Here is a 19,288-nt window from a genome sequence, read left to right as displayed (position 1 = left end):
GACAGGTCTGTTAACTTGTGGTTATCAGTTTTTGAATCCGGGATCTGGTGCCGGCGTTGGGCGGCAAGAGCCAGTCGGCGATCTTGAAAAACCTGCTCTCCGGTTGAGCTGAGATGATTATTCCCCTTGACTCGCACTCGGATGCCGCCATGGACAGTATGTTGTCAACCCGCTGTGACCAGGGGAGTAAACAGGTGGCAGTCTGTATTCGAAGCTGCTCGTCAACGAGTTGCTTGAGGCAGTCGGAAATCTGGTATCCCCACAGGGCTTCACCATTCAGATCATGTAAATGTGTGTACGCGGCAACCGCTGGGTCGCTACTCTCCCGGGTAACCCTAAAGGTCTCGGGGCTGACATCTACCGAGTAGTCGGGTGGAGCGTCAGCAATGAAGACGGCGGTAAGCCCCGACCAAGCCTCTTCAAACCTGGCGAGTGCCTTATGCGCGCTCTTTGCTTTCCTGTTCACCGCCTTCTTGTCAGCAGCAGGGGTGCTGATATGCTCCATTGCGTCTTTGTGCCTTGCCAGGATCGCTCCCAGTGCCCGGCGTTCTTTTTCCGGTAGGGGCTCCTGGAACCTGGACAGCAGCTCAAAAGCCTCATCAATTGCAGCGTGGAATTTTTGGGTGCGAAACATGGTTACCTCGATATACGGTTGCTTGGTTCAGTCAGCTGGCCACCGCGGCGGTGACGCTATCCGTGTGCTTGGAAGGGCGCTCGGTTGCCAGGAAATTCATCCATGCGTGCATGAGTTCACGACGCTGTTCAAGGAGGTTGCTGCGCTGGTAGGCCGCTTCAACCTTGTCCTTGAGCTGGTGGGCGAGCGCGTATTCGACGGCCCTGACCGGGAAGCTGGTTTCTTCGGCGGCCCAGTCGCGAAAAGTGGATCGGAAACCATGCACGGTGTAGTCCGGATACCCGAGGGTCTGCTTTAGTAGCTTCAGCATGGTCATGTTCGAGATCGGGCGGCCGGTGCGGGCGCCGGGAAACAGATAAGGTGTCTCCTCGAATCTCGGCAGTAGCGTCAGCAGCTCAACAGCCCGGTCAGGTAAGGGAACCACGTGCTGTTTCCCTGCTTTCATCCGTTCGGGTGGTACCGTCCAGGTCCGTGAGGCAAGGTCAATTTCATCCCACGTGGCGCCAATGACCTCTCCTGTGCGCGCGGCCGTCAGGATCGTAAACTCCATGGCCATTGCCGCGACGGAATTGAGGTCTCGTAGTCGAGCCATGAAGCGGGGCATATCCTTTACTGGCATGGCCCCGTGGTGCTTGACTTTCTTAACCTTGGTTGGCGTGGGAAGGACCTCCGAGAGGTTCCCCTTCCAGCGGGCCGGGTTGTCACCGTGGCGGATCTGCATGACTGTCGCCCAGTCCAGCACCGCCTCGATCCTCTGCCTGACCCGCGTGGCGGTCTCTGTCTTGGATCTCCAGATCGGCTCAAGTACCTTTACCACTTCGGTGATGCCGATATCCGCCGCGGGAAGGTGACCTAGGAGGGGGCTGGCATAGGTATGAAGGGTGTTGCGCCATTGCTGGCGATGTTTGGCGTTCCTCCACTCGCTTGACCGCGCCGCAAGGTAGCTGTCCACGCATTGATCGAATGTGCGGGCCCGGTTACGCTCCAGCGCCTGGGCCACACGCTCGGCGTCGCGCTTGACCTTAGGGTCAGTACCCTTGGCTACTAGCGCCCGGAATTCGGCGGCGATCTCACGGGCTTCAGCCAGCGTGAGCGATGTGGCGCTACCGATACCGATTTCCCGGGCTCTCCCGGCGAAGCGGTAGCGAAACGTCCAGGACCGCTGTCCGCCAGACTGGATCTTCAGCCATAAACCGCCACCGTCACCGACGGTCTTGGTTGCGCTCTTAACTTTCAGTGCGGTCAGTTTGTGAATAGCAGGCATCTGTAGTCCGAATTCTTATACGCAATCTTCTACACATGGCACCTGGATTTACCTGGATGCACTTACAGTGGGTTGGACAAGATACACGAAAAATGCCCTGTGCATAGTGCTATTTTGCATTGGCTTGGACGTGATTCGATGCCGGTTAGGCGGACTCCCTCACCGCCATTAAACAAAAAAGCCCGGCAAACGCCGGGCTTTTTTGTTTAACCGCGTTGCGGGGAGGGTGAGAACCCTCGCGGTTCGACCAGCTCGCGTACGCGAGTTGGGACCGAGGCGTCCCGCCGAGCCCGCAGGGTCAAAACACGCTCAGCGTGTTTTGAGTCCATCCCTCCCGTATTTTTACTCCGATCTTGTTTTCCGCCTACTCCGGGATTTTTGTTTACAGCGGCGAGGGGGATTTGGGGGAGAAACCCGTTCGAGCCGGAGGCGCGTAGCGCCGGAGACCAGCGAGCGCAGCGAAGCTAATCCCGTTGGGAGTGACTTTCTCGCGAAAAGCTTATTGAGGTTCTGTCTGAAGCCCGGCAAATGCCGGATTTTTTTGTTTAACCGTGCTGTGGGGAGAAAAGGGCTCTTCTTTAATCCGGTCTCAGTCCCGCTCCTGTCCCTTGTTTTATGCCTTATCCAGTTTGCCCTTCGGCAGGGTTATGCTCTGCAATACCCCATCACGCCGGACCAGGCCGTGGTGAAGCGCGGCCCCGATATGTATGAGAACCAATACCGCAAGGCTTGCTGCGAGCGCACAGTGGGTTTCGCGGAACAAACCGTAAAGCTCCTGGTTTACCGGAAAGGCGGTGGGAATGGTCAACCAGTCGAAAACGTGAATAGGGCGGCCCGCGGCGCTTTGCATCAGGTAACCGGACAATGGCTGGGCGATCATAAGCACATATAACAGCAAGTGGCTGGACCTGGCTGCTGCACGCTGCAGCGGGTGCATCGCCTGTGGCAGTCCAGGGCTGGCGCTGTCCAGGCGCGCAGAGAGCCTGGTGATGACCGCGATGAAAGCAATGGTCCCGAGGGATTTGTGCAATCCCAGCAATGCGGGTTGCCAGGGCTCGAGGCTGCGGACCATGGTAAGCCCGGCCAACAAGAGCGAGAGCAGCAGAACGGCCATCCCCCAGTGGATGATGCGCACGGTGAAGCTGTAAGTTGCCACAGTATTATCCGGTTTCATTCTCCAGCCTCCCCGGCACGGCCCAACCAGTGTTCCCTTGCGCGGCGGCGATATGACTCGGCGTAGGCTGCGGAGCGGGCGCGCAGGATGGGGTCCCGGGTCGGTTCCATACCGTGCGGAAGAACCAGGGGATCAAAGCTGATTCCCTCGCAGGCGCCGCCCGCCTGGGGTGTCGCGCTATTAATGACAAGCTGGCCAGCCACCAGCTGTCGGCGGGATTGCGGCCATGGCCGGGTGGGGTCATCCGCGTCATCTTCCGGGGCGGCGAGGGTAAATACCAGGTCAAATTTTACCGGGCCCTGCCCGAGCCTGCGGAAGAACTCCCGGTGCAGCGCGTCCCTGCCCGGGGCCGGGCGGATGCCTGTTTCCCGGGCGACCGGTCGCGCTTGCCAGCGGACTGCCTGCCGCTTTCCACCCGAATTAACGAGATAGAACGCATTGATGCTGTGGTACTTCTCCGTGGCCAGGCTGCCAGTGGGCTGGTAGTTCGAGGCCCAGTCGGTGAAGGCCTTGCTTTCAGGGTGCTCGTCGAAAAAACGGCTGATCTTGCCCGGGTCGCGCTTGCCAGTTTCCCGGTCAGGTGCCAGTGCCGAGAGCTGCAGGAAAAAGTCTTCCGGTGTGCGAACCGCCATCACCGGTGGGGTATTCATTGCTGTGCGCCAGGCCACGCCTTTGCCCGGGTTGAAACTCAGGGCCAGGCTTCTTACCGGGGCCTTCAGGTCGGGCGCGGTCGGGTTGCTGCCGGCGATGGAGAGCCGCCCCACAAAGGGCGTGGTTTGGCTGGCGAAGAGCGTCGCGGTTGTGTGGGGTTCCAGAGCCCCGCTGGAAACGAATTCACCGGCCACACAAAAGCCCTTGGCGTGTGCCCGGCGAAACCCCGCATGCACAGTGTGGCCCTGTTGCAGGTCGACGAATTCCTGTGCCGTGACACCGGTCCCTCCCAGACCGCCTGCGGCGAAGGTCAGCAGCGCGGCCAGTCCGCCGACAATCGCGATGATCAATGCATATCGTGCAACCAGGAAAGGCGGGTTTTCCGTATTCATTGCCCGGGATACCTCGAGTTCCGGATTTTACCTTGAATTCAAGATAATGCATGATTGTCTTGAGTTCAAGATAGTAGGGCGATACCGGTATGGATAACCTGGACCGCATTCAGGAGCTTTGGGCGGCAGAAATGCCCGGGCTGGACACTTCGTCGATGGCCCTGATCGGCCGTTTACAGCTGGTCAATAAACAGATGACGCAGGCAATGTCGGCGACATTTCGCCGTCACGGATTGACTGACGCCGGCTTCGATGTCCTCGCCACGTTATTGCGCAGCGGACCGCCGTACACGCTCACTCCCTCGCAGTTGCTCGACCAGATGCTGGTGACTTCCGGCTCGATGACGAGCCGCCTGGACTCCCTGGAGAGGGGAGGCTTTATTGAGCGGGTGGTGAGCCCCGGGGACAGGCGCAGCAGGCAGGTAAAATTAACCACCCGGGGGCGGGCGGTGATTAGAAAGGCGATTGTTGACCACGTTGCGACCCAGGACAGGCTCCTGTCAGTCCTTACGGATACAGAGAAGTCAGGCCTAATCAAGTTGCTGCGCCTGTACCTGGCCCGGTCGGCGGCCGGTAATGAGTGAGCCATAGCCGTGATCAGGTTGGTCGTGGGCGAGGGGGGGGCTGCGCCGGATGGCAGTGGCATTCGCACTATAGGAGGGTGTGTCGGCAGTGCCAGCCGGTAAAGATGCCCGTGTCAGTACTGCCGGGAGAGTCGGGTCCGGCATACTGCAGGGTTGCCGCCTGGCAGGACTGGCTCCTGAATGAACAGGCCCGGCATATTGCCGGGCCTGCTCATTCAGTGAAGTTTCAGGTGGAAACCGCGTCTGGTCGCGCTCCAGTGATGTTGGCTCAGTCGCTGGCGGTATCGGCGCTGTGGTTCGGGCCTGCCAGCAGGGACTTCACCCTGTCCCTGGCACGACCGGTTGCCGCACCAATATCCACGCCGACCCCATAGAGCGCCGGTACCAGCAGCAGTGTCACGAAGAAGGCCACAAATACCCCGAATGCCAGTGCCACCACGATCGGCTGCAGGAATGCCGCCTGGATGCTGCGTTCCATCATCATTGGCATCAGGCCGACAATGGTGGTGACGGTGGTCAGCAGGATGGGGCGGAAGCGGGCCACACCGGCTTCCACGATGGCCTTGAGTGGATGCATGCCCTGGTCACGCAGCCGGTTGCTGTGATCCATCAGCACCAGGTTGTCGTTGACCACCACACCCGCGGCAGCAGCGATACCGAAGTAGCTGAAGATCGCCATGGTCATGCCGGTAACGGCGTGCCCGAAGATGGCGCCGACAAAAGCAAACGGAATGGCAACCAGGATCAGGATCGGCTGGGAGTAGCTGCGGAAGGCCACTGCCAGCAGGCTGTACATGGCGAAGAAGGCCATGGTGTACAGGCCCAGCACTTCCTGGATAAAGCGCTTCTCGCCCTCTGCCTGGCCCACGGCACCGCGGATGATACCCGGGTAGCGCTTTTCCCAGGCGGGGAAGAAGTTCTCGTTCAGGTCCTTCATGATCTCGCCGCGCACATCGTCCTTAAGGTCCGCCATCACGCGCGCGGCGCGGTTGCCGTTCCAGCGCTGGATGCGCTTGATGCCCGGTGCGTATTCCAGTTCTGCCACCGCCAGCAGGGGCACTTCTCGGCCATCGGCGGTGCGCACGCGGAAGTCCTTGAGGCTCTCGATGGAGCGGCGGGATTCCAGCGGGTAGCGCACCATTACTTTCACGTCCTGGCCGGCGCGGGGCAGGCGCTGCACTTCCTCACCGAAGTAGGCCTGGCGCACCTGGCGGTTGACGTCTGCCAGGGTCAGGCCAAGCTTGGCAGCGCCGGGCTGCAGGTCGATGCGGATCTCCTCCGATGCGCCCTCCAGGTTGTTGCGCACATCGTAGAGGCTTTCATAGCTGCGCAGCTGGCCTTCCAGTTCGGCCGTGGCCGCGCGCAACACCTCCAGGTCCGGGTGGCGGATGGAAAGCTCGAAGCCGGGCCCGTTGTTACCCATGGAATACTGTACCGAGACTTCCTTGGCATCCGGAATCTCGCCCAGCAGTTCCCGCAGGCGCAGCGCCGCATCCTTGGCGGACATCTCGCGCACTTCCGGCGGTGCCAGCTTGACGATGGCCAGTACGCTGTCCCGGCGGGAGCGGGTATACCAGTTCTCGATCAATACGCCCTGGCCGTCGGTGCGCTGGTTGACCTCCTCCACGAGGCGCTTTTCCGCGTCCTGCAGCTGGGCCAGCACTTCGAGTGCGCGGCTATAGGGCGCGCCCTCGGGCATCACAACGTTGACAATGACTTCGTCGGACTCGATCTCGGGCATAAAGCTCTTCTTCACCCAGCCACTGCCGAACATGCCGAAGCCAATCATCAGCACTGCGATAAAAATGCTCAGGGTCAGGTAGCGGCGGTCCACCGCCCACTGGCCGATACGGCGGTAGTGGTTCTGTGCAAAGTAAACGATGCGGTCGGCAATACCTTTCTGCAGGCGCCCGAAGCGGCCCATCTCGGTGCGTGGCTTCAGCTGGCGCAGGTGCGCCGGCAGGATAAACAGGGACTCGATCAGGGAGAACAGCAGCGCCAGGATCACCACCCAGGTGATATGGCGGGTGAAATCGCTGGTGGAGCCACTGATAAACAGCCACGGCAGGAATGCCAGGACAGTGGTGACCACGGCAAAGACCACAGGCTTGGCGACCAGTTGTGTGCCGAGCACCGAAGCCTTGAGCCCGGCATCGGGATGCCGGTAGTCAACATTGTGGGACTGGGTATGGATACTCTCACCCACCACGATGGCATCGTCCACCACGATCCCCAGCACCAGCAGGAAGGCAAAGGTGGACAGCATGTTCAGGGACACACCCACGCTCGGCAGTAGCACGAAGGCACCGGCATAAGCGGTGGCAATACCAATGGCCACCCAGAAGGCCACCTTCGGGCGCAGGCTGAACACCAGTACCAGTAATACCAGTAACAGGCCCTGGAAGGCGGATGAGCCAATGGTATCCAGGCGACCCTTGAAGTCCTCGGCGTTATCGGTCCAGAGAGTAAGCTTGGCGCCCGCCGGCATGGTTTCCTGCCGCTCGGCAATCCATTTGCGAATGGACTGTGATGCGGTGATGATGTCCATGGTCTCGGTGCTCATCACCTGCAGCAATACCGCGGGCTCGCCGTTGAGGGTGGCGAGGATTTCGTTGTCCTCGAAGCCGTCCACCACTGTGGCCACATCGCCCACGCGAATGGTGCCGCCGTCCGCCGTCTGGCGCACGATAATATTGGCAAACTCCTGTTCGGTGTCGGCCTGGTTACGTACCTTCAGCTGGTAGGCGCCTACCTCGGTGCGCACGGTGCCGGCGGACTGGTTGATGGAGCTGGCACGGATGGCATCGGCCACTTCCTGGAAAGTAATGCCGTAGCGGCGCAGGTCCAGTTCACTGACCTCGATGGAGACTTCCTCCATGCGGGTGCCGAACAGCTCCACCACGGAAATTGCAGGCAGGGTAGCGGCCTCGCGCCGCAGTTGCTCCGCCAGTCGTTTCAGTTCACGCTCGCCCAGGTCACCGTGTACCGCCACACGGATATATTCCTGGCGATTCACCCACTGGTGGACCTGCGGCGGTTCTATGTCCCGGGGAAAGGACGAGATGCTGTCCACGCGGATCTTCACGTCGTTCATAAACCGGCTGAAGTCCACTGAGGTCTCTGCGAGGATGTAGACTTCACCGAAGCCCTCGGACGAGGTTGAGCGGACCCACTCGATATTATCGAGGTCGCTGACCGCCTCCTCGATCCGGGCGACGATCTGCTCTTCCACTTCCTCGGGGGCGGCGCCGGGCCAGGCGACGCGAATTTCCAGGCCCGGGAAGCGCACCTGCGGGTCCATCTCCCGTTCCATCAGGCCGAAGCCGATAATGCCGGCGACGAAGATACCCACCATGGCCAGGTTGGCGGCGACACTGTTGCGGGCCCACCATTCAATCAATTTGTTCATGCGCGCACTCCGTTACTTGCGGGCCAACTGGGTAATGGGCTGTACGGCCATGCCGTCCACCACATTGGCGACGGTGGAGGTCACCACCCGCTCGCCATCAGCGACGCCAGAGGCGACCACGACCCGGCTTTCAGAAGTGGACAGGACTTCCACCGTGCGGATATCCAGGCGATCCTCTTCGTCGATCACGTAGACTTTGTCGGCATTGCGCAGGGCCTCCCGGGGGAGCACCGTGGCGTGGCGCTCCTGCACGCTCTCTGTCTCGGCAGTGACAAACAGCCCGACAGCGAGCGGGACGCCGTCACTGGCGCCCGCCCCATAGGGATCTTTCACTTCGGCCACGGCATAGATCAGACGTGTCTGCTGGTCCACCGCAGCCTGGGTGCGGACGATGTGTCCCTGCCACTGGCGCTGTTGCCGGCCCACCTGGGCTGACAGGGTTACCTGCGGGCCCGGGTTGTCGTTGCTGGCGACAAAGCCCATGGGCAGCTCCAGTTCCTGTAGTTGTGCATCGGTGAGTGGCAGGCGCACCTCAACGCGGTCGGTGGCAAATACCCGGCCCAGGGGCATGCTGGCAGTGACATACTGGCCCACGCCGATATCGCGGCTGATCACCCGGCCACGGAAGGGCAGCTTGATGCGGGTGCGTGCCAGGTTCAGTTTCGCATCGGTGAGCTCTGCCCTGGCGGAACGTAACCTGGCCTCGGCTTCCGCTACCTGGGGCTGGTTAACCTGCAGTGGGGTGGGCTTTTTGTTGGGATTGATGGATTCCCATTGCTTGCGCTTGATGTCGGCAGCGGCTTTCGCCTGCATCAGCAGGACCTCGGCCTGTCTTACGCCGGTTTCGGCTCGGGCCACCGCCAGGCGATAGTCGGCATCATCAAGCTGGATCAGGGTCTCGCCGGACTCAAAGCCGGCGCCCTCGGCAAAGTTTTCCGAGATGGCAATAATGCGGCCGGAAACCTGTGGTGTCAGGTCGATCTCAGTGTGCGCCCGCACTTCCCCCTGGGTGCTCACCGCGAGGTGTACCGATTCCTCCCGGGCCTCGCTGAACAGCAGCGATACCGGGCGCTGCTCTTCCTCTTTCTTTTCCGGTGCCGGCTTGGCGGCGGACATGAATTGTACTACCCCGAACCCCAGCGCCAGCACCATTACTGGTGCGGCAGCTTTCAAAACTTTCTTCTTCATTTGTCTCATCTCGCCAGATTCGCCGAAATCCTTGCCGGCGTCAGTTGGTGTGAGTTGGTATGGACCGTGTGCGATAAGATCACGAAACCCCAAGAGCGGCTACAGGTGCGAAGCCGGGTTGAGCCGGTCGAGCGATGAATTCCTGTTGCCAACGATTCTATTGACGGGATGGGGGAGTAGTTTGGATGCAGCCGGTTACAGATTTTATTGATCGACCGGAAAAGAGGCGCAGCAGTATGTTTAATTTAGCGCCAGAAGGGCCGGTGCAATAGCCAGTGCCCGGCCCCCGGAAGCCGATGGTTCACCATGTTGGCATGGGGTGCCAAGTGCAGGCGCGCGGATACCGGGAGCGACTGGCGTGGCGCCGGACTGCCGGTCAGTCCTGTCGGCACCGCGGTGCTTGACCTGCTGGGGCTACCTGCCGAAAATACTGGATATGTGTACAGTATTTTCTAACCCTGTCCCGTTATTGCCAGTCGCCGTGTCCGCCGGCTTCCCGTCACCGGCGGCAGCCTATGCCGCCCGGCCTCTGGTGCTGGATGACTGGCTGTGGCCCAGCCGCGCCAGTTGCCAGCTGGTTCCCCTGGGCGGGCATGGCCGGGTGCACCTTGTGCTGGACCGGTCCCTGCAGCCGGTGGCGGGCGACCGGGTATGGGTCGGCGCCGATGCGGAGCCGCTGCAGTGGCCGCCGGCAGGCGCGGAAACAGGGGAGGGGACGGGGGTCGTGATCGCGGCCACCATCGCCCTTTACCGGCGGCGGCCCGATCCCGGCCCCGCGCCCGGCAGTATCCACGACTGGCTGATCCGGCGGCCCCACGCCAGTTACCTGGTGCGGGCCGAGGGGCATTCCATGACCGGCTTTGGTATTCACCACGGCAGCCTGCTGGTGGTGGATCGCAGCTGCGAGTTGCACGATGGTGACATTGTCATCGCCGGGTCCGAAGAGGGCTTCCTGGTCAAGCAATACCGGGGCAACCCGCCCCGGCTGTTGGCGGGCCACGGGGACTACCCGGATATTGTCCTGGCGCGCTCGCCGCAGTTCGACCTGGACGGGGTGGTGATTGCCAGCCTCACCCGGCACAGGGGGAAACCGTGAAGCGCTGGGACCAGCAGCCCGACCAGGTCGCCCTGGTGGACGTCAATAACTTCTATGTGTCCTCGGAGCGCGCCTTCGACCCCCGCATCCGCCACCGGCCGGTGGTGGTGTTTTCCAACAACGATGGCTGCGTGATCGCCCGTAGTGGCGAGGTCAAGGCGATGGGGGTGAAAATGGGCGTGCCGGTGTTCGAGGTGCGCCAGCTGTTCCGCGACCGCGGCGTGGTGGTGCGCAGCAGCAACTACGAGCTCTACCACGATATGTCCACCCGCTTTGTGGCGTCGCTGGAACAATTCTGCCCGGATGTGGAGCAGTACAGTATTGATGAGAGCTTCCTGCACTTTGCCGGTTTCGGTGAGGGGCTGGCGGCACATTGCCAGCAACTGGTGACGTCGGTACACCGGTGGACATCCATGCCCTGCTGCGCGGGGATTGCCCCCACCCGCACTCTGGCGAAGGCAGCCAACCATTTCGCCAAGACCCTGGATGTCCCCGGGGGTGTCCTGCAGATCGGTTCCGAGTACCACCGCCAGCAGCTGCTCAGGCAGATGCCGGCCGGTGAAGTGTGGGGCGTCGGCCGCCGGCTGGCAAAGCGGCTGGCGACGCTGGACATCCACACCGCCTGGGACCTGGCGTCGTCCCATGTCCCCACTATCCGCAAGGCATTTGGGGTAACGCTGGAGCGCACCGTGCGGGAACTGCAGGGGATTCCCTGTATTGAACTGGCGCCGCTGGCGCAGGCGAAAAACGAGATCGTCTCCGGGCGTATGTTCGGCCGTTTGCTCGTGTCGTTTGACGATGTAATGGCGGCGGTGGCCAACCATGTGCAGCTGGCGGGAGAGAAGCTTGCCGCCCAGGATGGCGTCACCGGCCGGCTCACCGTGTCGGTCCAGACCCGGGCTGCCGGGCAGGAGTGGCGGCATGTGTCGGGGCAGGCGGAATTCCGCCCGGCAACGAAAGACAGCAGGGCGCTCACGTCTGCCGCCAGGGGCTGCCTGGAGGAGATATATGTAGCCGGGCGCGACTATCGCCGCGCTTCGGTCTGTTTTTCGGCTCTGGAACCGGCGCAGGAACAACAGGACGACCTGTTCGGCAATACCGGCGACGACGACAATGAACGACTGTCGGCTTGCCTGTCGGAAATCAACCGCCGGTTCGGGCGGGGCGGGGCGGTGCTCGCCAGTGCCCGGCTGTCGGACGAATGGCAAATGAAACGCGAACACCTGTCACCGGCATATACCACTGACTTCCGGCAGCTGCCGGTGGCGCGGACGGGATAGCAGGCAATTACCGGAAGGTGGGGCGATGCGGGGGCGGCGTTGTTGGGAATATGCAGGAGGTGGGAGAGTAACCGAATCCTCTCGCACATTGAGAGACATGTGGGCGTGATCACCGTCCCGAGCTGGCTTTGGCTGGCCAGGTTCAGGAAACAGGCTAAAGATATTCCGTGCCATCCCAGTCAAGTACTGGCAAGTCCTGTCCCTGTGCAAACTTCTCAGAGAGCACTTCCTCCGCCCTTGTGCCATCGATGGGAATGCCACTCCTCCACAAGTCGCCCGCCACGCCGTACGGCTTGCCGCCAAAGCAGGTGCTGCAGGTGACTTTATAGTAGTAGCCTTCGGTTACTTCGGCTTCCCTTCCGCAAATGACACACTGATCCATAATGCTTTCCGGTAATGGCGCTGATTTAGATGGGCGGGCTGTTAGTTGCCGCTAACACGATCTGCTGGCCCGCATTGAATGCCCGGCTTCTACTCATGTCGTTTGTCCGCAGTTCGCCGGGGCGCGGCGGCCTGCCGCGTACTCCCGGCTGAAAGGTAGTGCAATAAACACCCTAGCGGCCATACCAGGGGCACTTCAGGGCGGATGGTACATTCCATGGTATGGCAAAGCCCCAGCCGCCCAAGCCCGCCAGCACAGTGGCCCTATACAGCGCTGACACCGCCCGATCCGATGGCGTTCGGTTTGCCTGCATGCTCAGTGGGCAGGCGGGTAGGGCGATAGTGTCATCTAGACTGAGGACAGCTTCCAGGTCCCTGCGCTGCCGTGGGTGGGCAATGGCTGGAACGCGCCACAAGGCTTGGGTTACCCATGAATTACCAGAATGTCTGTATCCTGGCGCTGTTTGTATTTCTCTACAGCGTCATCGGCGGTCGTGCGGACCGGACACCGATCAACGGTGCCCTGGTATACACCCTGTTCGGGTTCCTGATGGGGGCCCAGGGCCTGGGATTGCTGGATCTCAATGTTGACTCCGGGGGGATGCGTACGCTGGCGGAGCTGACCCTGGCCCTGGTGCTGTTCACCGATGCCGCCAACGCGGACCTGGGCGTGCTGCGGCAGACGATCAGGGTGCCGCGGCGCCTGCTACTTGTGGGCCTGCCCCTGACCATTGTGCTGGGTGTTGTCGTGGGTGCTTTCCTGTTCGACGGGCTGAGCCTGTTCGAAGTGGCGGTACTGGCGACGATGCTGGCACCGACGGACGCTGCGCTGGGCAAGGCGGTAGTGACCAACACCGCGGTACCTCCCTATATCCGCCAGGGGCTCAGTGCGGAGAGCGGGCTCAATGATGGTATTTGCGTCCCGATATTGTTTGTATTCCTGGCACTGGCCTCTGGTGCGGTGACACCGGAGGCCTCCAAAGGACTGGGGCTGATGCTCGTGCTGAAAGAGCTGGGCCTGGGCTTGCTGGTGGGGCTGGGATTGACGCTTTTGATGGCGCACCTCCTCCGGGCTGCGTCAGGGCGTGGCTGGGTCACAGAGACCTGGGGCCAGGTCCCGGTACTGGCCATGGCGTTGGGATGTTTTTCCGCCGCGCAGTGGCTTGGTGGCAGCGGCTTCATCGCAGCATTTTCCGGCGGGTTGCTGTTCGGCTGGCTGGCCCGGGCAGAGAAAGAACCGCTCCTGACGGCCGCGGAGGAGACCGGGGATACCCTGGCCCTCCTGACCTGGGTCGCCTTCGGGGCTGGGGTGGTCGGGAATTATCTTCACCTGCTCTCCTGGCAGGTGTTCTGCTATGCGGTCCTGAGCCTGACGGTGGTGCGCATGTTGCCGGTTTTCCTGTGCCTTGCTGGCGTCGGTTCCTCGACGTCGGAAAAGCTATTCATAGGCTGGTACGGCCCGCGCGGGCTAGCGAGCATTGTCTTCGGCGTAATTGTACTGAATGAGAGGCTGCCCGGCGGAGGGACGATCGCAGTGACAGTGGTGTGTACGATCCTGCTGAGCGTCATTGCCCACGGCCTCACCGCCAACTCCTTTGTCCGCCGGCTGGCCGCCGGTGAGCCCAGCCGGCTCGCGCGCAGTGAAACCGACCACCACGAACGGTGAGCGGGGCAGGGGAGGACTTACCTTGATGCTGAAATTGCCCCCACTGAGCGTCGCTACTCGCGAATCAATAAAGACCGCCCTGGCGATGGTGTCAGTCTATGGCATTACCCTCAGCCTCGACTGGGGTAAGGCGGCGTGGGCGGGACTCGCGGTGGCAGTGGTGAGCCAGTCGTCGCTCGGTATGTCGCTCAATAAGGCAGCATTACGAATGCTGGGCACGCTGATGGCTGTGGTGGCCGCGCTGGTGATAGTGGCGCATTTTCCCCAGGACCGGTGGCTGTTTATGGCTGCACTGTCATCGTGGCTGGGAGTGTGCACTTATCTCTCGCTGGGGGCAAAAGACTCCTACTTCTGGCAAATTGGCGGCTGGGTCAGTGTGATCATCTGCGTCAACGCAGCCACCAGTCACAGCGGCGCCTTTGAAATCGCGATGCTGCGTACCCAGCAGACGGGACTGGGTATCCTGGTGTACTCCCTGGTGGCCCTGCTGATATGGCCACGCAACAGCAGAGGGGATCTCCGGGAGGCTTTCGAGCGGTTACAGTCTGCCCAGCTGGCGCTTTTTCAGGAGTGCCGGGCAGTGCTTGCCGGCGCCGGGCGAACAACGGCACTGGTGAACGCGCGCAGCGACCTTGTCCACGCGCAGTCGGCGGTCAGTCCGTTGCTGGATGCGGCCATTGCAGACAGCCACTTGGTCCACGAGAGACGCCGCGAATGGCAACAGCTGCTGGCATCGTCGACAGAGCTGACCGAGTTACTGGAGCGGCTGAGCGAAAGTCTCTACCAGGTGGATGACAGACTGTTGCGGGAACTGCTACCCGGTATCGACAGTTACTGCTCCGGAGTTGAAAGGCGCTTGCAGGCGCTGACGGGGCCCGTCGGAGAAATGCAGCCCGGCGAGCCACAAGAATACGGCAAAATAGCTGTCGAGGCGGCGCGCATTCCCGATTCCCGGCTACTGGATTCGGCTGTGGTTACCGTCCTCAGGAGGCTGTTGCAGCGGGTTTCCGAGCAGGTGGATAGCGTAGCCCAGGCCGCATGCGCGATTAGTAATGAAGCTAAGAGTCGCGGTAGTAAATTCCCGGCCGTGGCCGACACGGGTGCGGCGTCGAGGATGTTGGGGAACCTGATGCCCGATCCAGACCGGCTCGGCGGGGTTGCCCGGGTAATATTCACCATCTGGCTGGCTTACCTGGGTTACCTGTACGTTGACGGCCTGCCGGCAGGGCCACTGATCCTCTCCCTGGCCGCTTCACTGTCGATTGCACTGGCGGCAATGCCCTTTGTTGCACCGCGCAAAATATTCCTGCCAGTGTTGGTGGCCATTCTCTGTTCCGGGGCCATCTACCTGCTGGTGCTGCCGCACTTATCAACTTTCTGGTCGCTGGGACCATTGATCTTCGGCGTGACATTCGCCCTCTGCCTGCTGTTTTCCGGTCCCCGCAGGGCTGCCGGGCGGTCCATAGCGCTGGCATTTTTCGTGTCCGTGATGGGTATCAGCAACTCACAGGTTTACAGCTTCAGCGCTGTCGCCAACATGCTGGTTGTTGTCACCCTCCTGCTGATACTACTGTCCTTTGCTGCCTATATACCCTTCTCGCCACGCCCTGAGCGCATGTTCCAGCGCCAACTCGGGCAGTTTATGTGCAGCTGCGCGTGGCTCCTCACGGGCCGACCCACCGGTTGGCGCAGCCGCTATCACCGCAACCTGGTCGCCCGGATTCCTGCCAGACTCTCCCTGTTAGCGGGGGTTATTGAGCGGCGCTACCTGCCAGGGGATAGTGAGGCTAACTTGCGGGCTGTGGTTGCCCGGTGCGAGGCACTGGCCGCGCGTATCAATGCGCTCGTGGAGGCGCGCCTGCACGCCGGCGATGTTGCGGGCAAAAACGCTACAGGGGCGGCACTGGAATCCTGGCAGGGGGCCGCGGCTGATGCGCTGGAGCGATTGGCGGCTGTTACCCGGAAGGGGGAGCGTCCAGCCCCCGCCAATTCCAGCGCACGGGAAGGTGCACAACTGCGGGAAATCGAAAACCTGCTGCGCCAGTACCATGGCGCGACAGGGGCGCCTGCCGGTAGTCAGCCGGACGGGCGTCAGCTGGAAGGGGCACTATTACTGCTGGGGGTGTCCCGGAGTGTCAGTGAGCTACTGGCCTCCCTCACCGAGCAGCTGCGCGGGATTGACTGGCGAAAATGGAGTGAACCGCGTTTTTTCTAGCAAGGAACAGCAATTGCCAGGGCACAGCAACTCACGGAGTGATATACACGATGTTGCCAATACCTCATGAAATATCCCTGGGAGGGATTTACCTGCCCCCCCTGCTGCTTGCCGCTGTCCTGGGGTTCGGGGCGGCCACGATGACGGCACGAGCATTCGATCATTATCGACTTACCCGGTATTTTGCCAGTCCCCCACTGGTCCTGATTGGCATGGTGATCATATACACCCTGCTGTTCGGCATTTTTTTTATTGGCATCTGAAACATGAATGCCGCGAGAAATTACCTGTTTTCCGGGCTGGTCCTGCTGCTTGCAATGCTGGTAGCACTCCTGGCCGTATGGAAGTTTCTCGAAAACCCATGGACCCGAAACGGCCAGGTGCGAGCCTGGGTTATTCAGGTGACGCCTAACGTGACCGGGCAGGTAGTGGATGTACCGGTGAGTGATAACCAGTATGTGCAGCGTGGCGCGCTCCTGTTCCAGATTGACCCGCGCCCCTTTGAGACGGAACTGGCGCGTGCCCGCGCAGAATACGACAAAACCGGTGATAGCTACCTGGCCACCGAGCAGCAGGTACAGGTTGCGGCGGCGCAGGTTGAGGCGGCCGAGGCTGCTGTCTGGCAGGCTGAGAGCGCTATAAAGGAAATTGATGCCGAGATCGAGAAGAGCCGTGCCGAACTCCAGCGGCAACGACAATTGTTGCCGCAGCGCGCCACGTCACGAAAATCGCTAGAGCGCGCGCAGGCGGAACACGCCATTGCGCGGGAAAAGCGAAAGGGGGCAGAGGCGAAACTGGCACAGGCGCGGGCTTCGCTCGACGGGGCCCGTGCTGACCTGGAAGAGGCCCGTGCACGGCTGGGTACTGTCGGCGAGGCAAATGCCAGTATCCGGGCTGCGCGAGCGGCCGTCCGGCAGGCGGAACTCAACCTGGAGTTTAGCCGGGTAACTGCGCCAGTGGATGGTTACATCACCAACCTGAGGCTGCGCGATGGGAGCCAGGCTGTCGCCAATAAGGCCGCCCTGGCAATTGTCGACGCCGGCAGCTTCTGGGTAGAGGGTTATTTCAAGGAAACCAGCATTGCACGGATTGCGCCGGGAGATCGTGCCGTCGTTACCCTGATGGCATATCCGGACCGGCCACTGGCGGGGCGGGTAGACAGTATCAGCCGCGGGATTTCACAGCAGGATGGCAGCACCGGCAACGAACTGTTGCCTGCGGTGAGCCCGACCTTCGACTGGATTCGCCTGGCGCAGCGCGTGCCGGTGAAAATCGTGTTGGACAATGTGCCCGACGATGTCGAGCTGCGGGTAGGAATCACCGGTTCGGTGATGGTGAAAAGCGGCACCGCCGCCCGGGAAGAGAATGGACCGATATCCCCTGGAAAGTAGGTCCTTGCCACAGGCCGTGAGGACGCTTGAGAGCCTGTGGACCCTACTGGTACTGGTCTGTTGCCTCGCGGGCTGCACCCTTGGGCCGGACTATCGGCCCCCGCCGGTGCCGCTCGAGGACAGCTGGAGTGAAGAGCGCAGTGCGCGCCTGGACAGCGGCCAGCCAGTCGATCCGCTCTGGTGGGAGCATGCATTCAGCGACCCGGTTCTGGACCAGCTGGTGGCTATATCGCTGGACCGGAATCTCACACTTCGCTCGGCTGCCTTGAGGGTAATGCAGGCACAGCAGCAACTGGCAATTGCCGTCGGTAACCAGTACCCACAGCTGCAGGAATTAGCCGGTTCTGTCTCGCGTACCAAGGAGAGCGAGCTGATCATCGAGGAATACGATATTGGCTTCAATCTCAGCTGGGAGCTGGATATGTGGGGGAGATTCCGGCGCCAGGTGGAGTCCGCCAGCGCCGACCTTGGCGCCAGTGTGGCCGATTACGACGGTGTCCTGGTTTCGCTGGTAGCGCAGGTTGCCCAGACGTATGTGGCGATCCGAACCACGCAGGCACGGCTGAAGGTGGCCAGGAATAATATCGACCTGCAGGAAGAGAGCCTGCGTATTGCCCGGGCGAAGTTCGAGGCCGGGGAGGTCAGTGCGCTCGATGCCGAGCAGGCCGAAGCGCTGTTGTATAACACCCGCGCGGCTGTACCCAGCCTGGAAACCACGCTGCAGCAATTGAAGAACACGCTGGCGGTGCTGCTGGGAATGCCGCCCACGGCAGCCACATCACTGGCGGGGATGCCGGGCGCGATTCCGGTTGTCCCAGCACAGATTGCCATCGGTATGCCCCAGGACCTGTTGCGCCAGCGGCCGGATGTGAGGGCGGCGGAGCGACGCCTGGCGGCACAGGGACCGCAGATTGGTGTCGCCGAGGCTGAGCTGTACCCGGCCTTTTCCATCGGTGGCTCGATCGGCTCGCGCGCGATGGAAGCCGGTAGGCTGTTCGAGGGGGAAAGTGAAGCCTGGAACCTGTTCGGGGGCTTCCAGTGGAACCTGTTTAATTACGGCCGGCTGCGTAGCAATGTTCGCTTGCAGGATGCGCGCTTCCAGCAATTGTTGGAGGACTACCGCCAGGCCGTGCTGCAGGCCCAGGCTGACGTGGAGAATGCGATTGTGGCGTACCTGAAATCCCACGAACAGTTGGAAAGCTATCGCCGCGCCGCGGCGGCGTCGAGCCGCTCGGTGGCACTGTCGTCCGCCCAGTACACCAACGGGCTGGTCGGTTTCAACACGGTGATCAGTACCCTGACCGCTGACGCACAGCAGCAGGACCTGCTCGCCCGGGCCCGGGGTGCAGTGGCTGCCAACCTGGTGCAGGTATACCGGTCACTGGGCGGCGGCTGGGAGGTACGTGAGAGCCGCAGCGTTGAGCAGCTGCTGCCGGTGCCGGTCCGGGATGAGATGCTCGATCGTACCGGTAAGTGGAAGAAGGTGCTGCAATAGGGAAGGCGGGAAAGTAATGCTCAAGGTGATCCTGATCGCATCGGTACTAATCATCCTGACAACCATGGTTCACGCGGTTGCCATGATAATTGCCATTCACTGGACTCGCGCCCTCAACCAGTTGCGCCCGGGGCATCCGGTTCTGGTGCCCGGCCGCCCCGCGGTGGTCTCACTCACTGTGCTGCTGATGTTCCTGACCTCGACATTCGAGGTCTGGATCTGGGCCACCGCCTACCGCATGCTGGGAGCGTTCCGGGAACTGGAACCGGCCATGTATTTTTCGATGGTTTCATTCACCACCCTGGGATACGGCGATATTGTGCTGGGGGAAGAGTGGCGCCTGCTCTCATCATTGCAGGCAGCCAGTGGCATCATCATTTTCGGCTGGACCACGGCAATCGTGATCATGGTGGTCCAGCGCCTGTATACGAAGGATTCACTGGGCTCCCCTCGCGACCCTGAATAAGC

General features: G+C 61.6%; 15 protein-coding genes. 9 read left to right on the top strand and 6 right to left on the bottom strand.

The annotated features are described in order from the left end of the window. Positions 1–10: 10 nt before the first annotated feature. The 4 genes from ACH6CX_RS03620 to ACH6CX_RS03605 form a co-directional block, all read right to left on the bottom strand. Positions 11–634 carry a hypothetical protein gene (locus ACH6CX_RS03620; protein WP_396674816.1) on the bottom strand — a complete coding sequence of 208 codons (624 nt, stop codon included), beginning with the start codon at positions 632–634 and terminating at the stop codon, positions 11–13. A gap of 31 nt (positions 635–665) precedes the next feature. Then, positions 666–1,898, bottom strand: a complete 1,233-nt coding sequence (locus tag ACH6CX_RS03615; RefSeq protein WP_396674814.1) for a tyrosine-type recombinase/integrase — start codon at positions 1,896–1,898, stop codon at positions 666–668. Positions 1,899–2,511: 613 nt separating this feature from the next. Beyond that, positions 2,512–3,072 (bottom strand): cytochrome b, encoded by a 561-nt coding sequence (locus ACH6CX_RS03610; protein ID WP_396674812.1) that lies wholly within the window; start codon positions 3,070–3,072, stop codon positions 2,512–2,514. Then, a complete protein-coding gene (locus ACH6CX_RS03605) occupies positions 3,069–4,115 on the bottom strand; it encodes a catalase family peroxidase (protein ID WP_396674810.1) in 1,047 nt (348 codons plus the stop codon). Before ACH6CX_RS03605 ends, ACH6CX_RS03610 begins: the two co-directional genes overlap by 4 nt. Positions 4,116–4,204: 89 nt before the next feature. On the opposite strand from ACH6CX_RS03605, the gene ACH6CX_RS03600 reads away from it, so the two are divergent. Then, positions 4,205–4,699 carry a MarR family winged helix-turn-helix transcriptional regulator gene (locus ACH6CX_RS03600; RefSeq protein WP_233005646.1) on the top strand — a complete coding sequence of 165 codons (495 nt, stop codon included), beginning with the start codon at positions 4,205–4,207 and terminating at the stop codon, positions 4,697–4,699. Positions 4,700–4,967: 268 nt separating this feature from the next. On the opposite strand, the gene ACH6CX_RS03595 is transcribed toward ACH6CX_RS03600, so the two are convergent. Both ACH6CX_RS03595 and ACH6CX_RS03590 read right to left on the bottom strand, forming a co-directional pair. After that, positions 4,968–8,108 (bottom strand): efflux RND transporter permease subunit, encoded by a 3,141-nt coding sequence (locus ACH6CX_RS03595; protein WP_237061808.1) that lies wholly within the window; start codon positions 8,106–8,108, stop codon positions 4,968–4,970. A gap of 12 nt (positions 8,109–8,120) precedes the next feature. Further along, a complete protein-coding gene (locus ACH6CX_RS03590; RefSeq protein WP_334079039.1) occupies positions 8,121–9,296 on the bottom strand; it encodes an efflux RND transporter periplasmic adaptor subunit in 1,176 nt (391 codons plus the stop codon). 436 nt (positions 9,297–9,732) lie between these two features. On the opposite strand from ACH6CX_RS03590, the gene ACH6CX_RS03585 reads away from it, so the two are divergent. The 8 genes from ACH6CX_RS03585 to ACH6CX_RS03550 all read left to right on the top strand — a co-directional run bounded on the left by ACH6CX_RS03585 (position 9,733) and on the right by ACH6CX_RS03550 (position 19,286). Continuing rightward, positions 9,733–10,392, top strand: coding sequence for a LexA family transcriptional regulator (locus ACH6CX_RS03585; protein ID WP_233005643.1), 660 nt, complete (start codon positions 9,733–9,735; stop codon positions 10,390–10,392). Further along, complete coding sequence (locus ACH6CX_RS03580) at positions 10,389–11,672, top strand: Y-family DNA polymerase (RefSeq protein ID WP_396674807.1); 1,284 nt, start codon at positions 10,389–10,391, stop codon at positions 11,670–11,672. Before ACH6CX_RS03585 ends, ACH6CX_RS03580 begins: the two co-directional genes overlap by 4 nt. Before the next feature lie 811 nt (positions 11,673–12,483). Beyond that, positions 12,484–13,719: a cation:proton antiporter gene (locus ACH6CX_RS03575; protein WP_396674805.1), complete on the top strand. Its 1,236-nt coding sequence runs from the start codon at positions 12,484–12,486 to the stop codon at positions 13,717–13,719. A gap of 25 nt (positions 13,720–13,744) precedes the next feature. Then, positions 13,745–15,934 (top strand): FUSC family protein, encoded by a 2,190-nt coding sequence (locus ACH6CX_RS03570; protein WP_334079037.1) that lies wholly within the window; start codon positions 13,745–13,747, stop codon positions 15,932–15,934. A gap of 50 nt (positions 15,935–15,984) precedes the next feature. Next, positions 15,985–16,197, top strand: a complete 213-nt coding sequence (locus tag ACH6CX_RS03565) for a DUF1656 domain-containing protein (RefSeq protein ID WP_396674802.1) — start codon at positions 15,985–15,987, stop codon at positions 16,195–16,197. Between the two features lie 3 nt (positions 16,198–16,200). Next, the gene (locus ACH6CX_RS03560; protein ID WP_396674800.1) at positions 16,201–17,325 is read left to right on the top strand and encodes an HlyD family secretion protein; all 1,125 of its coding nucleotides are present in this window, start codon (positions 16,201–16,203) and stop codon (positions 17,323–17,325) included. A 4-nt stretch (positions 17,326–17,329) separates the two neighbouring features. After that, a complete protein-coding gene (locus ACH6CX_RS03555) occupies positions 17,330–18,820 on the top strand; it encodes an efflux transporter outer membrane subunit (RefSeq protein ID WP_396674798.1) in 1,491 nt (496 codons plus the stop codon). Positions 18,821–18,836: 16 nt separating this feature from the next. After that, on the top strand, positions 18,837–19,286 hold the full coding sequence (locus ACH6CX_RS03550) for a potassium channel family protein (RefSeq protein WP_232942984.1): 450 nt from the start codon (positions 18,837–18,839) through the stop codon (positions 19,284–19,286). Positions 19,287–19,288 lie beyond the last annotated feature (2 nt).

It is taken from the genome of Microbulbifer sp. JSM ZJ756 (assembly GCF_044383805.1).
In the GTDB taxonomy this organism is placed as follows: domain Bacteria; phylum Pseudomonadota; class Gammaproteobacteria; order Pseudomonadales; family Cellvibrionaceae; genus Microbulbifer; species Microbulbifer zhoushanensis.
This window is presented reverse-complemented; position numbering and strand designations above follow the sequence as displayed.

Bases quoted from the DNA above. Each gene is read 5' to 3' on its own strand.
- ACH6CX_RS03620 (WP_396674816.1), bottom strand. From the start codon at position 634: ATGTTTCGCACCCAAAAATTCCACGCTGCAATTGATGAGGCTTTTGAG.
- ACH6CX_RS03615 (WP_396674814.1), bottom strand. From the start codon at position 1,898: ATGCCTGCTATTCACAAACTGACCGCACTGAAAGTTAAGAGCGCAACC.
- ACH6CX_RS03610 (WP_396674812.1), bottom strand. From the start codon at position 3,072: ATGAAACCGGATAATACTGTGGCAACTTACAGCTTCACCGTGCGCATC.
- ACH6CX_RS03605 (WP_396674810.1), bottom strand. From the start codon at position 4,115: ATGAATACGGAAAACCCGCCTTTCCTGGTTGCACGATATGCATTGATC.
- ACH6CX_RS03600 (WP_233005646.1), top strand. From the start codon at position 4,205: ATGGATAACCTGGACCGCATTCAGGAGCTTTGGGCGGCAGAAATGCCC.
- ACH6CX_RS03595 (WP_237061808.1), bottom strand. From the start codon at position 8,108: ATGAACAAATTGATTGAATGGTGGGCCCGCAACAGTGTCGCCGCCAAC.
- ACH6CX_RS03590 (WP_334079039.1), bottom strand. From the start codon at position 9,296: ATGAAGAAGAAAGTTTTGAAAGCTGCCGCACCAGTAATGGTGCTGGCG.
- ACH6CX_RS03585 (WP_233005643.1), top strand. From the start codon at position 9,733: ATGTGTACAGTATTTTCTAACCCTGTCCCGTTATTGCCAGTCGCCGTG.
- ACH6CX_RS03575 (WP_396674805.1), top strand. From the start codon at position 12,484: ATGAATTACCAGAATGTCTGTATCCTGGCGCTGTTTGTATTTCTCTAC.
- ACH6CX_RS03570 (WP_334079037.1), top strand. From the start codon at position 13,745: ATGCTGAAATTGCCCCCACTGAGCGTCGCTACTCGCGAATCAATAAAG.
- ACH6CX_RS03565 (WP_396674802.1), top strand. From the start codon at position 15,985: ATGTTGCCAATACCTCATGAAATATCCCTGGGAGGGATTTACCTGCCC.
- ACH6CX_RS03560 (WP_396674800.1), top strand. From the start codon at position 16,201: ATGAATGCCGCGAGAAATTACCTGTTTTCCGGGCTGGTCCTGCTGCTT.
- ACH6CX_RS03550 (WP_232942984.1), top strand. From the start codon at position 18,837: ATGCTCAAGGTGATCCTGATCGCATCGGTACTAATCATCCTGACAACC.